Genomic DNA, 13839 nt, shown 5'->3' on the forward strand with positions numbered 1-13839 from the left:
CGCGATGACCTAAGAGGTGACAGCCGCGGAGGAATACGGACGCCGTTCATGGCGCTGTGCATCTCCCCGGCCCCCGCCCGCGCCGTCGGCCCATCCCCAAGCCGGTGGTCGGCTCCAGTCCGCCATGGACGGGGCCGGAAGCCGTTTTCCAACGTTCCGAGAGGTTGTTCGTGTCGGCCAGCACATCCCGTACGCTCCCGCCGGAGATCGCCGAGTCCGTCTCTGTCATGGCGCTCATTGAGCGGGGAAAGGCTGAGGGGCAGATCGCCGGCGATGACGTGCGTCGGGCCTTCGAAGCTGACCAGATTCCGGCCACTCAGTGGAAGAACGTACTGCGCAGCCTCAACCAGATCCTCGAGGAAGAGGGTGTGACGCTGATGGTCAGTGCCGCAGAGCCCAAGCGCACCCGCAAGAGCGTCGCAGCGAAGAGCCCGGCCAAGCGCACCGCCACCAAGACGGTCGCGGCCAAGACGGTGACCACCCGGAAGGCGACCGCCACCACGGCCGCCGCCCCGGCAGCGCCCGCCGACGCCGCCGTCGAGTCCGCGGAGGACGCGGTGCCGACGGCCAAGAAGGCCGCTGCGAAGAAGGCGCCGACCGCCAAGAAGGCCGCCGCGAAGAAGGCGGCACCCGCCAAGAAGACGGCGGCCAAGAAGACCGCCGCCAAGAAGGACGACGGCGAGCTGATCGAGGACGAGGTCCTTGAGGAGGCCAAGGGCGGCGGGGCGGAGGAGCCCGAGGGCACCGAGAGCGCCGGTTTCGTCCTGTCCGACGAGGACGAGGACGACGCGCCGGCCCAGCAGGTCGCCGCCGCCGGTGCCACCGCCGACCCGGTCAAGGACTACCTCAAGCAGATCGGCAAGGTCCCCCTGCTCAACGCCGAGCAGGAGGTGGAGCTGGCCAAGCGCATCGAGGCGGGTCTGTTCGCCGAGGACAAGCTGGCCAACGCGGACAAGCTGGCCCCCAAGCTCAAGCGCGAGCTGGAGATCATCGCCGAGGACGGCCGCCGCGCCAAGAACCACCTCCTGGAGGCCAACCTCCGTCTGGTGGTCTCCCTGGCCAAGCGCTACACCGGCCGCGGCATGCTCTTCCTGGACCTGATCCAGGAGGGCAACCTCGGTCTGATCCGCGCGGTCGAGAAGTTCGACTACACCAAGGGCTACAAGTTCTCCACGTACGCCACCTGGTGGATTCGTCAGGCGATCACCCGCGCGATGGCCGACCAGGCCCGCACCATCCGTATCCCGGTGCACATGGTCGAGGTCATCAACAAGCTCGCGCGCGTGCAGCGCCAGATGCTCCAGGACCTGGGCCGCGAGCCCACCCCGGAGGAGCTGGCCAAGGAACTCGACATGACCCCCGAGAAGGTCATCGAGGTCCAGAAGTACGGCCGCGAGCCCATCTCGCTGCACACACCGCTCGGTGAGGACGGCGACAGCGAGTTCGGTGACCTGATCGAGGACTCCGAGGCGGTCGTCCCGGCCGACGCGGTCAGCTTCACGCTCCTCCAGGAGCAGCTCCACTCGGTCCTCGACACCCTCTCCGAGCGCGAGGCGGGCGTGGTCTCCATGCGCTTCGGCCTCACCGACGGCCAGCCGAAGACCCTCGACGAGATCGGCAAGGTCTACGGCGTCACACGTGAGCGCATCCGCCAGATCGAGTCCAAGACCATGTCCAAGCTCCGCCACCCGTCACGCTCCCAGGTCCTTCGCGACTACTTGGACTAGTACGTGGATTGGTACGTGGACTCGTACCTGGGCTAGTACCTGGACCGGGTTCCACCACCGGCGGCACGCGTCGGCCCGCCGGTGACCGGTCCGGCGCCCGCCGGAAGCGACCGGTCGACACCTGTCGCACCTTGTCGTACGACGTGAAAGGCCCGGTTCCCGCTGCGGGAACCGGGCCTTTGCGCTGCCCGCGCGCGTGCGCCTCACGGGCTGGTGGATCACTCTGGGTGTTCCATCCCCTCCCGAGAGTGAGGAATCTCATGAGTCGTCCCGTTGTCCGGGCGCTGGCCCGGCCGCTGGTACTGGTGTCGGCCCTGACCGCGATACCGCTGCTGTCCGCCGCGCCCGGGTCCGCCGACAGCGTGGTCATCGGCGGATTTCCCGTCGATGTGGAGGACAGCCCGTGGACGGTGGCGGTGTCCAGTCGTGACCGGTTCGGGGGTACGCGCTCGGGCCAGTTCTGCGGCGGGGTCGCCGTCGGTCCCAGCACCGTGCTCACGGCTGCCCACTGCATGGGTGCCGAGGTCCTGGGGGGCCCGCCCGGCCAGGTGGCCGATCTCAAGGTCATCGCGGGCCGTACGGATCTGCGCTCGGCCGAGGGGCAGGAGATCGCCGTCCGCGAGACTTGGGTCAACCCGGAGTACGACGCCGGCAGCAATGCCGGTGACTTCGCCGTGCTGACCCTGGCCGAGCCGCTGGCACAGGGCGCGCCGGTGGGCATGGCGGGGCCCGGGGACGCCGCGTACACGGCGGGCACCGCCGCGACGGTGTACGGCTGGGGGGATGTCAGCGGCGCCGCTGACTACGCCACGTCACTGCGGGCCGCTCGGGTGCATGTGCTGGCCGACGCCGAGTGCCAGAAGGCGTATCCGGGGGGCCTGGACGGGGCGTACCGCGCCGACAGCATGCTGTGCGCGGGGGAGGAACAGGGGGGCCGGGACGCTTGCCAGGGGGACAGCGGTGGCCCGCTGGTGGCGCAAGGGCGGCTGATCGGCCTGGTGTCCTGGGGCAGCGGCTGCGGCAGGGCCGGAAGCCCGGGTGTCTACACCCGTGTCTCCGATCTCCTCCAGCGGCTGGGCTGGACCCCACGGGGCACGGCAAGCGGCTCAGGAGGCGCCTGAGGGCCTTCTCGCCGTCGTACCCGCCGCCCGTCCGGCCCGCGCGGCCGGTGTGTCCGGCTGGGGGCTCGGTGCCCGGCGCTCTGGCCGGGCGGACGGGTGCCCGACTGGCGGCCGGGGCGTGATGGGGGCGGATGGGGCCGGACATGGGTTGTGGCCGCGGATTGGTCCTGGCCCTTCCCTGGTCCAGGCCCATGGCCGGACGGCGGCAGCCGTGTCCCGGCCGGGTGTCCACGACGACGGGCGACCGACCTTCTGCGAGGTCGGTCGCCCGCGGGCTCGTCGTGGACGCTAGATCTCAGCGATCATCTTCGGACGTCGTCTCGGGAGCGGACGTGAGCCGCTCCGTCTCGTCCTGTATCTCAGCGGCGATCTTCTTGAGTTCCGGCTCGAACTTGCGACCGTGATGGGCGCAGAAGAGCAGTTCTCCGCCGCTGAGCAGCACGACGCGCAGGTATGCCTGGGCGCCGCAGCGGTCGCAGCGATCGGCGGCCGTCAGCGGGCTCGCGGGGGTCAGAACAGTAGTCACGTCGCCTCTTCTCTAGCTCGACGAGCTGTCGTACCAGGGTCAACATCCAACCAGCCCGAAAACGTTCCCGCTCGGGGCTTTCCCTCGAAAAAATCTTCCGAGGCGGCTGTTTGCTGCCGGTTTGGCGGCGAATGTGCCGTATTGCGTGGTGCTCGTGTCGTACGGTTTCGCGCTGTCGGTCAGTGTTCGGTGGTCAGCCCTCCCGGCGGTTGCCGGTTTGTTCATGAGGACGTGCCCGGAGCCTAAATGGTTCATGCCTCGAAGGGAACGTGATATGTACTTCACTCCATCGAGGGATCGAACACGCATGCGACCCTGGACTAGGCTTGGAACCGACGAGGGTGGCGTTACAACGGCTCTATCTGGCCTCTGTACGCTCTGAGCGGCAACAGAAGCCGCGCCCTTACCCACTTGGGCATCAAATGAAATTCAGCGAGGAGCGAACCGCGTGACCGCCGATACGTCCGTGCCGTCCACTGCGCTGCTGGCAGGAGCAGACCGGGACGGTTCCAACTACACCGCGCGGCACCTGCTCGTCCTCGAAGGGCTTGAGGCCGTACGCAAGCGCCCCGGCATGTACATCGGCTCCACCGACAGCCGTGGTCTGATGCACTGCCTCTGGGAGATCATCGACAACTCGGTGGACGAGGCCCTGGGGGGCTACTGCGACCACATCGACGTGATCCTCCACGACGACGGCTCCGTGGAGGTCCGGGACAACGGCCGGGGCATCCCGGTCGACGTCGAGCCCAAGACGGGCCTGTCCGGCATCGAGGTCGTCATGACCAAGCTGCACGCGGGAGGCAAGTTCGGCGGCGGCTCCTACGCGGCCTCCGGCGGTCTGCACGGCGTGGGCGCGTCGGTGGTGAACGCGCTCTCCGCGCGGCTGGACGTGGAGGTCGACCGCAACGGCTACACCCACGCCATCAGCTTCCGGCGCGGTGTCCCGGGTGTCTTCACGGGGGCCGGGCCCGACGCCAAGTTCGAGGCCCGGAGCGGACCCACCAAGGCCAAGAAGGTCCCCAAGGCGCGCATCGGGACCCGTGTGCGCTACTGGGCCGACCGCCAGATCTTCCTCAAGGACGCCAAGCTCTCCCTGGAGAACCTGCACCAGCGCGCGCGCCAGACCGCCTTCCTGGTGCCGGGCCTGACCATCGTCGTCCGCGACGAATTCGGTCTGGGCGAGGGCGGCAGCAAGGGTGAGGAGTCGTTCCGCTTCGACGGCGGTATCAGCGAGTTCTGCGAGTACCTGGCCACTGACAAGGCCGTCTGCGACGTACTCCGCTTCACCGGGCAGGGCACCTTCAGGGAGACCGTTCCGGTCCTGGACGATCATGGCCAGATGACGCCCACCCAGGTCACCCGTGAGCTGGTGGTGGACGTCGCCATGCGCTGGGGCACGGGCTACGACACCACCCTGAAGTCCTTCGTGAACATCATCGCCACCCCCAAGGGCGGCACCCATGTCGCGGGCTTCGAGGCGGCCGTCGCCGGCACGATCAACGAGGTGCTGCGGGCCAAGAAGCTGCTGCGCGTCGCCGAGGACGACGTCATCAAGGACGACGCCCTGGAGGGCCTCACGGCCGTCGTCACCGTCCGGCTGGCCGAGCCCCAGTTCGAAGGGCAGACGAAGGAGGTCCTCGGCACCTCGGCGGCCCGGCGCATCGTGAACACCGTGATCGCCAAGGAGCTGAAGGCGTTCCTGACGTCCACCAAGCGGGACGCCGCCGCCCAGGCCCGGGTGGTCCTGGAGAAGGCGGTCGCCGCCGCGCGCACGCGCATCGCGGCCCGCCAGCACAAGGACGCCCAGCGCCGGAAGACGGCCCTGGAGTCGTCCTCGCTGCCCGCCAAGCTCGCCGACTGCCGCAGCGACGACGTGGACCGCAGCGAGCTGTTCATCGTCGAGGGAGACTCCGCGCTCGGCACCGCCAAGCTCGCCCGGAACTCCGAGTTCCAGGCACTGCTGCCGATCCGCGGCAAGATCCTCAATGTCCAGAAGTCGTCCGTGACCGACATGCTCAAGAACGCCGAGTGCGGCGCGATCATCCAGGTCATAGGAGCCGGATCCGGGCGCACGTTCGACATCGACGCGGCACGCTACGGCAAGATCATCATGATGACCGACGCCGATGTGGACGGTTCCCACATCCGGACCCTGCTCCTGACGCTGTTCCACCGCTACATGCGCCCCATGGTCGAGGCCGGCCGGGTCTTCGCCGCGGTGCCGCCCCTGCACCGGGTGGAGCTGGTCCAGCCCAAGAAGGGCCAGGACAAGTACGTCTACACGTACTCCGACCGTGAGCTGCGCGACAAGCTCATGGAGTTCCAGAGCAAGGGCGTCCGGTACAAGGACTCCATCCAGCGCTACAAGGGTCTGGGCGAGATGGACGCCGACCAGCTGGCGGAGACCACGATGGACCCGCGCCACCGCACCCTGCGCCGCATCAACCTCTCCGACCTGGAGGGGGCCGAGCAGGTCTTCGATCTGCTGATGGGCAATGACGTGGCTCCGCGCAAGGAGTTCATCTCGGGGGCGGCGGCGCGGCTGGATCGGTCGCGGATCGACGCGTAGGTGCTGGGCTGGGCGGTTGGGCTGGGCCGGAGCCCTGGTCTCGGCGTCGGGCCGTCCGGGGCGGGATGGTCGGGAGTGTTGTGCCTGGGGCCGGGGCGGTCGGGGGTTTCGTGTGCCCGCCCGGGTTCGAATGGGCGGGGTGGGGCGGGGTGCCGGGCTGGGGCTGGATCGGTCGGCTGGGCTCGGCTGCCGGGGCGGTGGTGCCTTGCCGCAACCTCTTCGCCTGGGTGGACCAGGCTTGATCGCGTGACCGCTCGGCCGCGGCGCCGGGATTCTGGGACCGGATGTCCGGAGGCTGGCGTTCCGTGGTGCTCCCGCCGCCGGTGGTCACTGGTGGCTCAACCCTGTCGGATCGGGTGAGGACCAGGGTCTGACCAGCCACTCCCTGCCGCCGACGGCCAGGTCCGCTCTGCCCCTGCCCTCGGTCTCTCCACCCGTGGGTGGAGGCGGCGGGCCCGTCGGCTTCCACCCATGATCCACCCGTGCTCCGATCTCCAGGAGCCCGGATCTCCGTAGCGTCGAAGGCGTCGGCGGTGCTTGCCGTCGGCACACACTTCCCGCTCACGGAGGCACGCAATGACCGGGCTCGTGGACGCACTGGTGATCGTGGCCGTCGTCGCTCTGGTGATCACGCGGCAGACCCGGCCCCAGCGGATCGACACCGCGCGGCGCTGGTGGCTGGTGCCCGCGATCCTGGTGTTCCTGTCGCTGCGCGACCCGGGGGTGATAGACGCCCGGCACCACACCGAGGCGGTGCTGCTGCTGATCGCCGAGCTGCTCGTAGGCGCGGCGATCGGAGCGGGCTGGGCCTGCACCACCCGGACCTGGGTGGAGCCGGACGGCTCCGTGTGGGGCAAGGGCACGAAGGGGAGCCTGGGCGTCTGGGCCGTCGGCATCGCGGTGCGCGTCGGTCTGTTCGGGCTGGGCGCCGCGCTCGGCGTGCACCAGGGGACGCCGACGCTGCTTCTGGCCCTCGCGGCGACCCTCCTGATCCGTGGCGGCATCCTCACCGTCCGGGCGCAGTCCCTGACCGGGCCGCGCGGCGGTGGCCCGGCGTACGGTGGCGAGGTGCACCGTGCCGCAGGGAAGGAACGCGTGTGACGGTCGAGGTCTGGACTCGCTGGCCCTCGCGGGAGGCGCTCTCGCGGCAGGCGATCTCCCGCTCGCGCCGCATGCTGGCCTGGGCCGTACGGGTCCTGGTCGCCGGGGTGCTGATGTGGAGCGTCTTCGACGACCGGCGGGTGCAGGGCTGGGCCACCGTCGGGGTGGTGGGCGGGTTCCTGCTGACGGGCGCCCTGGCCTGGGTGCTTCTGCGGACGACCTTCCGGCACCAGTTGTGGCCGGCGCTGGCTGCCGTAGCCGGGATGCTGGGGCTGGCCTTCCTGGCACAGGCTCAGGAGTTCACGCTCGCCGCGCTGGTGGTGTGCTGCGGGATCACCATCTCCGCGCTGGAACGCCTGCCGCTCGCGGCGGCCGTCCCCGTCGCCATGGTCTCCCTGTCGGTGTTCGCCGTGCTCAACGACGACGCCTGGCTGACGACGGGCGTCACCATCGCCGGAATGTCACTGGCCGGATATGTGCTGCGGCTGGACGCCGAGGCCAGAGCCGGCGCGCAGCGGCTGCTCGCTCAGGAGCGGGCGGCGCGGGCCGCCGAGGCCGAGTCGGTCGCCCTCGCGGAGCGGAGCCGTATCGCCCGGGAGATCCACGACGTGCTCGCCCACAGCCTGTCCGCGCAGATGGTGCATCTGGAGGCGGCCCGGCTGCTGATCGAGGGCGGCGCGGACCGGGACAAGATCCTGGAGCGGGTCGTGGCGGCGCGCGGCATGGCCCGCGAGGGCCTGGCCGAGACCAGACAGGCGCTGTCCGCGCTGCGCGGAGAGCTGACGCCGCTGGAGGATTTCCTGAGCGCGCTGGTCGAGACCGGGGACAGCGCCGAGGTCGCCATTACGGGTGAGCGCAGACCGCTGCCCGCCGAGACGTCACAGGCGGTGCGCCGGGTCGCGCAGGAGGCGCTGACGAATGTCTGCAAGCACGCGCCCGGGGCGAAGGTGCGGATGTCCCTGGAGTACGGCGAGCGGGAGGTGACGCTGAAGGTGCGGGACAACGGAGGTTCGCCGGGCGAGCTGTCGGGTTCCGGCGCCGGGTACGGTCTGCTCGGCATGCGGGAGCGGGCCGAACTGCTCGGGGGCTCGCTGCGGGCGGGGCCGGAAGGGGATGGGTTCGAGGTGACGCTGAGGGTTCCGGGATGACGGAGGGAGTGCGGACCGCGCGGGTGGTCGTGGCCGACGACCAGACGGTGGTGCGCGAGGGCATCGTGATGCTGCTGGGTCTTCTCCCCGGCATCGAGGTGGTGGGCGCGGCGGGGGACGGTGAAGAGGCGGTGCGGCTGGTCGCCGCACTGGATCCGGACGTGGTGCTGATGGACCTGCGGATGCCTCGTTGCGACGGGGCGGAGGCGACCCGGCGGATCCGGGCGGAGCATCCGCGGACCCAGGTCGTGGTGCTGACGACGTTCGGTGACGACGAATCGCTCTTCCCGGCGCTCTCGGCGGGTGCGCGGGGCTACCTCACCAAGGACGCGGGCGGCGACGAGATCGTTCGGGCCGTGCGGAGCGTGATGTCGGGGGAGGCGGGGCTGTCGCCGGCGGTCCAGCGGCGGCTGCTGGAGCGGCTGTCCGAACCGCAGCCCGAGGCCGCCGGGCCAGAACCCGGCGAGCCGCCCGACGGGCTCACCGCGCGGGAGGCGGAGGTGCTGGTGCTGATCGCCGATGGCCTCAGCAATCAGGAGATCGCCCGGAAATTGCAGGTCTCCCTGGCCACGGTGAAGACCCATATCAACAATCTCTTCGCCAAGACCGGGATGAAGGGCCGGGCGCAGGCGGTGCGTTACGCCTATCGGAAGGGGATGGTGCGGCCACCCGAGGGGTGAATCACCTGATGGAGTGAAGAGCGCGGAGAAGAAGGGCGGGCGATCTTCCCGTTCTGTCCATCCTTGGGCATGCACGCAAGCGAGGGTCGTCCCGACATGGGCGGAGATGGTCAGGAGAGCCCGCCGGTAAGTCGCGAGGGCGCCGAACCGGCGCTCACCGAGACGTCGTCCGGGTCGGCCCGGTACACCGATCCCTGGTATGACGCGCTCGCCTCCGGCTGGGGCGAGGCGGCAGGGGTCGGGGCCGGTCTGCCTGGGGCGCCCGTTCCGGCCGCGCGGCGGGAGCGGGAGAGCGGGGCGCCGGACGCGGCCGGGGTCTATCTCGCGGTCCAGCGCAGCGAGGCGTTCCGTGAGGTGCGTGGCAGCTACCGGAGGTTCGTGGTTCCGGCGGTGATCGGCTTCCTCGCCTGGTACGTGGCGTATGTGGTGCTGGCGACCGCCGCGCCGACGCTGATGGCCCGGCCGGTGGCGGGGGCGGCGAACGTGGCCATGGTGGCGGGGCTGGGGCAGTTTCTGACGACCTTCCTGCTCACCTGGGCGTATGCCCGGCATGCGCGGCTGCGGCGGGACCGTGCCGCGCTCGAACTGCGCTGGAACACGCAGGAGATGGCGCGCGGAGTCAGAGACGGTGCGCTGTGACGGAGGACCATCAGACCCTGGCTCTGGTGCTGTTCAGCGCCTTTGTGGCGGTGACGCTCGGGATCACCACCTGGGTGAGCCGGAACCGACGGGGTTCGGCGGAGGAGTTCTATGCAGGAGGGCGGCTGTTCTCGCCGATGGAGAATGGTTTCGCCATCGCCGGGGACTACATGTCGGCGGCGTCCTTCCTCGGGATCTCCGGGCTGATCGCCCTGTTCGGCTACGACGGGCTGCTGTACTCGGTGGGCTTCCTGGTGGCGTGGCTGCTGGTGCTGTTCCTGGTCGCCGAACTGGTGCGGAACTGCGGGAGATTCACTCTGGCCGACGTGGTGGCCGCGCGGATGCGGGAGCGGCCGGTGCGGATCGCGGCCGGAACGTCCTCGGTCACCGTGTCCGTTCTCTATCTGGTGGCGCAGATGGTGGGCGCGGGGAGCCTGGTCGCGCTGCTGCTGGGCGGGACGGGCGAGGCGGCGCGGTCCTGGACGGTGGTGGCCGTGGGCGCGCTGATGGTGATCTATGTGTCGTGGGGAGGGATGCGGGCCACCACCTGGATCCAGATCGTGAAGGCGGTGCTGCTCATGTGCGGTGCCATCGCGCTCACGGTGCTCGTTCTGGTGCGCTTCCACGGGGACTTCGACCACTTGCTGCGCACGGCGGCCGAGCGCAGCGGGCACGGGGACGCGTTTCTGGCACCGGGGCTGAATTACGGGGACGACTGGACCTCGCGGTTCGACTTCATCAGCCTCGGACTGGCGCTGGTGCTGGGCACGGCCGGGCTGCCGCACATCCTGTCCCGCTTCTACACCGTCCCCACCGCGCGGGCGGCGCGCCGGTCGGTGGTGTGGTCGATCGGGCTCATCGGCGGGTTCTATCTGATGACGATCGTCCTGGGGTTCGGGGCGGCGGCCATCCTGGGATCCGACGAGGTGCGCGCCTCCAACCCGGCCGGGAACACGGCGGTTCCGCTGCTCGCGCTCGACCTGGGCGGCGGTGCGGGCTCCACCGGCGGAACGGTGCTGTTCGCGGTCGTCGCCGCCATCGCCTTCGCCACCATTCTCGCGGTCGTCGCCGGGATCACCCTGGCGTCCTCGGCGTCCGTGGCCCATGACCTGTACGCCTCGCTGCGGAGCCCGCGGTCCGGGCCACGCAGCGAGGTCGCGGTGGCCCGCGTCGCGGCGGTCGGTATCGGAATCGTCGCGATCGGGCTGGGGCTGCTCGCCCGCGACCTCAATGTGGCGTTCCTCGTCGGCCTCGCCTTCGCCGTGGCGGCGTCCTCGAATCTGCCCGTGCTGATGTACGCGCTCTTCTGGCCCGGCTTCACCACCCGGGGAGCGGTCTGGTCCGTGTACGGAGGGCTGATCCCGGCCGTGGTGCTGGTGTTGCTGTCCCCGGTGGTGTCCGGCGGCCCCGCCTCGCTGTTCCCCGACGTCGACTTCCAGCTCTTCCCGCTGGAGAACCCTGCGCTGGTCTCCATCCCGCTGGGCTTCCTCGCGGGCTGGCTCGGCACGGTCACCTCGCCCGAGGAACCCGACGCGGCCAAGCACGCGGAGACGGAAGTGCGGTCACTGACCGGGGCGGGGGCGGTGTAGCGGCGGGGGAGGCGTCGGCAGCGCGGGGGCGGGCGTGCGCCGTATCGGGCACACAGGGCGGGCGTTGCGGTCGGGTCAGGGGCGGGTCGCCCAGGCGTAGCGGTGTTCGGGGCGGCCCGCGTCGCCGTACTTGAGGGTGAGGGTGGCGCGGCCGGTGCGTTCCAGGAGCTTGAGATAGCGCTGGGCGGTCTGGCGGCTGACGCCGGTACGGTCGGCGATCTCCTGGGCGGAGAGGGGGCCCTCGGCGTTCAGGAGGGACTGGCGGACCAGTTCGGCGGTGGTGGGGGAGTGGCCCTTGGGGAGGTCGGGCTCGGAGGTCGCGGACAGGGCGCCGAAGATCCGGTCGACCTGTGCCTGCTCGGCCTCGCCGCCGCCGTCCAGGGTGCGGCGCAGTTCGGCGTACGCCTCCAGCTTGGCGCGCAGGCCGGCGAAGGCGAAGGGCTTGACCAGGTACTGGAGCGCGCCCTGCCGCATCGCCTCCTGGACCGTCGAGACGTCCCGGGCCGCCGTGACCATGATCACATCGGCGTGGTGTCCGCGGCGGCGCATCTCGCGCACCACGGCGAGACCGGTGTCGTCGGGGAGGTAGTGGTCCATGAGGACCAGGTCGAGCCGGGGGAGGGTCTCCAGCCGGTGCAGGGCCTCGGCCGCGTTGTGGGCCTCGCCGGCCACATGGAAGCCCGGCACCTTCCCGACGTACGCGCTGTTGACCCGCGCGACCCTGGTGTCGTCGTCCACGACCAGGACCTCGATCATCGGGACTCCTCCTCGGCGGCGAACGGCACGGGGGCGGCTCGGGTGGCGGGCGGTGCGGTGGACAGGTCGGCGGTGGGCGGGGCCGTGGGGGCGTTCAGGGCGGGGGATGGGTGCGTGTTGCGGGTCCCGGCGGGCTCGGGCAGAGCTTCGGGCAGGACGACCGTGAACTCCGCGCCGCCGCCGTCCGCCTCGGCCACCCTGACCGTCCCGCCCTGCCGTTCGGCCAGTCTGCGGACCACGGACAGACCGATACCGCGCTCGCGATGGGCGGGCGGCTGCTTGGTCGACCAGCCCTCCTGAAAGACCAACTCCCGGCGCTCCGCAGGAATTCCCGGTCCCGTGTCCCGCACTCTGAGGACGACCGTACGGGCCTCGGTGACCAGTTCCACCTCCACGCGCGCGTAGGGCGTGCCTGCGGTGGCGTCCAGGGCGTTGTCCACGAGATTGCCGACGATCGTCACCAGACCGCGCGGATCGACCAGCCGGTCCGGCAGCGCGGTGCGGTCCGAGAGCCCGAGGTCGACGCCCCGCTCGGCCGCCACCGTCGCCTTGCCGACCAGCAGTGCCGACAGCAGCGGGTCCCGCACCTTCTCGGCCACCTGCTCTGAGGTGGCCCGGTGACCGCCGACCACCTCGCCGACGAACTCCACGGCGTCGTCGTACATCTCCAGTTCGAGCAGCCCGAGGAGCGTGTGCATGCGGTTGGCGTGCTCATGGTCCTGCGCGCGCAGGGCGTCGATCAGGCCGCGTGTGGAGTCGAGTTCCCGGCCCAGTTGCTCCAGCTCGGTGCGGTCGCGCAGGGTGGCGACGGCGCCGCCGTCGTCCGTGGGCATCCGGTTGGCGACCAGGACCCGCTGCCCGCGCACGGTGAGCAGGTCCGTGCCGGTGACACGGCCGGCCAGGACATCGGCCGTACGGCCCGTGCCGAGCGCCTCGTCGGGGGTGCGGCCCACGGCCTCGTCGCCGATGCCCAGAAGGCGCTGCGCCTCGTCGTTCAGGAGGCGGACACGGCCCGAGCGGTCCAGGGCGACCACGCCCTCCCGGATGCCATGCAGCATCGCCTCGCGCTCCGCCAGCAGCCCCGAGATGTCCGAGAAGGCCAGGTCACGCGTCTGCCGCTGGACCCGGCGGGCGATCAGCCAGGCGGCCAGCGCACCGACCGCCAGCGCGCCGCCCGCGTACGCCAGCAACCCCGGGATCGCATGGATCAGCCGCGCCCGCACACTGTCGTACGCGATCCCGACCGACACCGCGCCCACGATCGTGCCGTTCTCGTCCCTCAGGGGCACCTTGCCGCGCGCGGAGCGGCCCAGGGTGCCGTCGTCGATCTCCATGACGTCCTGGCCCGCCAGCGCCGCGCTGGGGTCCGTCGAGACGACGTGGCCGATCTCCGCGGGGTCCGTGTGGGACCAGCGCACCCCGCGCCGGTCCATGATCACGACGTACTCCGCCTTGGTCGCCTCCCGGATCCGCTCCGCCTCCCGCTGGACCGGGCCGTCGGCCGTCGGGGGCGTGGCCGTGATCCCGGCGGCCAGCTGCGGCTGGGTGGCGGTGGTCTCCGCGATGGCCAGGGCGCGGCGCATCGCCTGGTCGTCGAGCTGGTCGCTCAGCGGTGCGAGGAACAGTCCGGTCGCGAGCACCGCGACCCCCGCGGCGATCGCCACCTGCATCAGCAGCACCTGGGAGAACACCCGGCGGGGCAGTCCCAGGCGCAGGCGACGGGCGGGGGGAGTGGGGCTCATGGCCATGACGTTACGTTGCGATTTGGGTGGGGTGTAGGGCGTGGGACACGTTGGCGGGGGTCTGGGGAGGGTGGGACGGGTGCCTTGTGAGGTCCCTGGGAGGCCCTTTGTGGCGTTCCGCGCGGGGCCTCATAGGGGGGTCCGTTCCGCGCTGAGCCTCGTAGAGGGTCTCCTAGTACTGCAACGGTCCTTGTGGTGATGGTTGGGCAGTTTCGGGTGGTGTGTGGCCGCGTTGTCT

Annotated in this window: 11 protein-coding genes; 8 read left to right on the forward strand and 3 right to left on the reverse strand. The window is 70.8% G+C overall.

The annotated features are described in order from the left end of the window. The first annotated feature begins 170 nt into the window (after positions 1 to 170). Both ABZX40_RS28675 and ABZX40_RS28680 read left to right on the forward strand, forming a co-directional pair. The gene (locus ABZX40_RS28675) at positions 171 to 1727 is read left to right on the forward strand and encodes an RNA polymerase sigma factor (protein ID WP_355744280.1); all 1557 of its coding nucleotides are present in this window, start codon (positions 171 to 173) and stop codon (positions 1725 to 1727) included. Between the two features lie 260 nt (positions 1728 to 1987). Continuing rightward, positions 1988 to 2848: a serine protease gene (locus ABZX40_RS28680; protein WP_355744283.1), complete on the forward strand. Its 861-nt coding sequence runs from the start codon at positions 1988 to 1990 to the stop codon at positions 2846 to 2848. A gap of 295 nt (positions 2849 to 3143) precedes the next feature. On the opposite strand, the gene ABZX40_RS28685 is transcribed toward ABZX40_RS28680, so the two are convergent. Continuing rightward, entirely contained in the window at positions 3144 to 3374 is a 231-nt protein-coding gene (locus tag ABZX40_RS28685; protein WP_355744286.1) for a hypothetical protein, read from the reverse strand. A gap of 448 nt (positions 3375 to 3822) precedes the next feature. Here ABZX40_RS28685 and ABZX40_RS28690 point away from each other — a divergent pair, with 448 nt between their 5' ends. The 6 genes from ABZX40_RS28690 (at position 3823) to ABZX40_RS28715 (ending at position 11103) form a co-directional block, all read left to right on the forward strand. Continuing rightward, complete coding sequence (locus tag ABZX40_RS28690) at positions 3823 to 5946, forward strand: DNA topoisomerase IV subunit B (protein ID WP_355744289.1); 2124 nt, start codon at positions 3823 to 3825, stop codon at positions 5944 to 5946. A 576-nt stretch (positions 5947 to 6522) separates the two neighbouring features. Beyond that, positions 6523 to 7047: a DUF1453 domain-containing protein gene (locus ABZX40_RS28695; protein WP_355744292.1), complete on the forward strand. Its 525-nt coding sequence runs from the start codon at positions 6523 to 6525 to the stop codon at positions 7045 to 7047. Further along, positions 7044 to 8195: a sensor histidine kinase gene (locus ABZX40_RS28700; protein ID WP_355744295.1), complete on the forward strand. Its 1152-nt coding sequence runs from the start codon at positions 7044 to 7046 to the stop codon at positions 8193 to 8195. Before ABZX40_RS28695 ends, ABZX40_RS28700 begins: the two co-directional genes overlap by 4 nt. Beyond that, complete coding sequence (locus ABZX40_RS28705; RefSeq protein WP_355744298.1) at positions 8192 to 8875, forward strand: response regulator transcription factor; 684 nt, start codon at positions 8192 to 8194, stop codon at positions 8873 to 8875. Before ABZX40_RS28700 ends, ABZX40_RS28705 begins: the two co-directional genes overlap by 4 nt. A gap of 69 nt (positions 8876 to 8944) precedes the next feature. Further along, positions 8945 to 9514, forward strand: a complete 570-nt coding sequence (locus tag ABZX40_RS28710) for a DUF485 domain-containing protein (protein WP_355744301.1) — start codon at positions 8945 to 8947, stop codon at positions 9512 to 9514. Beyond that, positions 9511 to 11103, forward strand: coding sequence for a cation acetate symporter (locus ABZX40_RS28715; RefSeq protein ID WP_355744304.1), 1593 nt, complete (start codon positions 9511 to 9513; stop codon positions 11101 to 11103). The genes ABZX40_RS28710 and ABZX40_RS28715 overlap by 4 nt, the downstream gene beginning before the upstream one ends. A 75-nt stretch (positions 11104 to 11178) precedes the next feature. Here ABZX40_RS28715 and ABZX40_RS28720 read toward each other — a convergent pair whose 3' ends face one another. Both ABZX40_RS28720 and ABZX40_RS28725 read right to left on the reverse strand, forming a co-directional pair. Next, on the reverse strand, positions 11179 to 11859 hold the full coding sequence (locus ABZX40_RS28720) for a response regulator (RefSeq protein WP_355744307.1): 681 nt from the start codon (positions 11857 to 11859) through the stop codon (positions 11179 to 11181). Then, on the reverse strand, positions 11856 to 13601 hold the full coding sequence (locus ABZX40_RS28725) for a sensor histidine kinase (protein WP_355744310.1): 1746 nt from the start codon (positions 13599 to 13601) through the stop codon (positions 11856 to 11858). The genes ABZX40_RS28720 and ABZX40_RS28725 overlap by 4 nt, the downstream gene beginning before the upstream one ends. Positions 13602 to 13839 lie beyond the last annotated feature (238 nt).

Origin of the sequence: Streptomyces sp. NPDC004610 (genome assembly GCF_040609715.1) — a bacterium.
In the GTDB taxonomy this organism is placed as follows: Bacteria; Actinomycetota; Actinomycetes; order Streptomycetales; family Streptomycetaceae; genus Streptomyces.

Coding starts and splice junctions, on each gene's coding strand:
- ABZX40_RS28710 (WP_355744301.1), top strand. CDS start 8,945: ATGCACGCAAGCGAGGGTCGTCCCGACATGGGCGGAGATGGTCAGGAG.
- ABZX40_RS28680 (WP_355744283.1), top strand. CDS start 1,988: ATGAGTCGTCCCGTTGTCCGGGCGCTGGCCCGGCCGCTGGTACTGGTG.
- ABZX40_RS28705 (WP_355744298.1), top strand. CDS start 8,192: ATGACGGAGGGAGTGCGGACCGCGCGGGTGGTCGTGGCCGACGACCAG.
- ABZX40_RS28695 (WP_355744292.1), top strand. CDS start 6,523: ATGACCGGGCTCGTGGACGCACTGGTGATCGTGGCCGTCGTCGCTCTG.
- ABZX40_RS28725 (WP_355744310.1), bottom strand. CDS start 13,601: ATGAGCCCCACTCCCCCCGCCCGTCGCCTGCGCCTGGGACTGCCCCGC.
- ABZX40_RS28720 (WP_355744307.1), bottom strand. CDS start 11,859: ATGATCGAGGTCCTGGTCGTGGACGACGACACCAGGGTCGCGCGGGTC.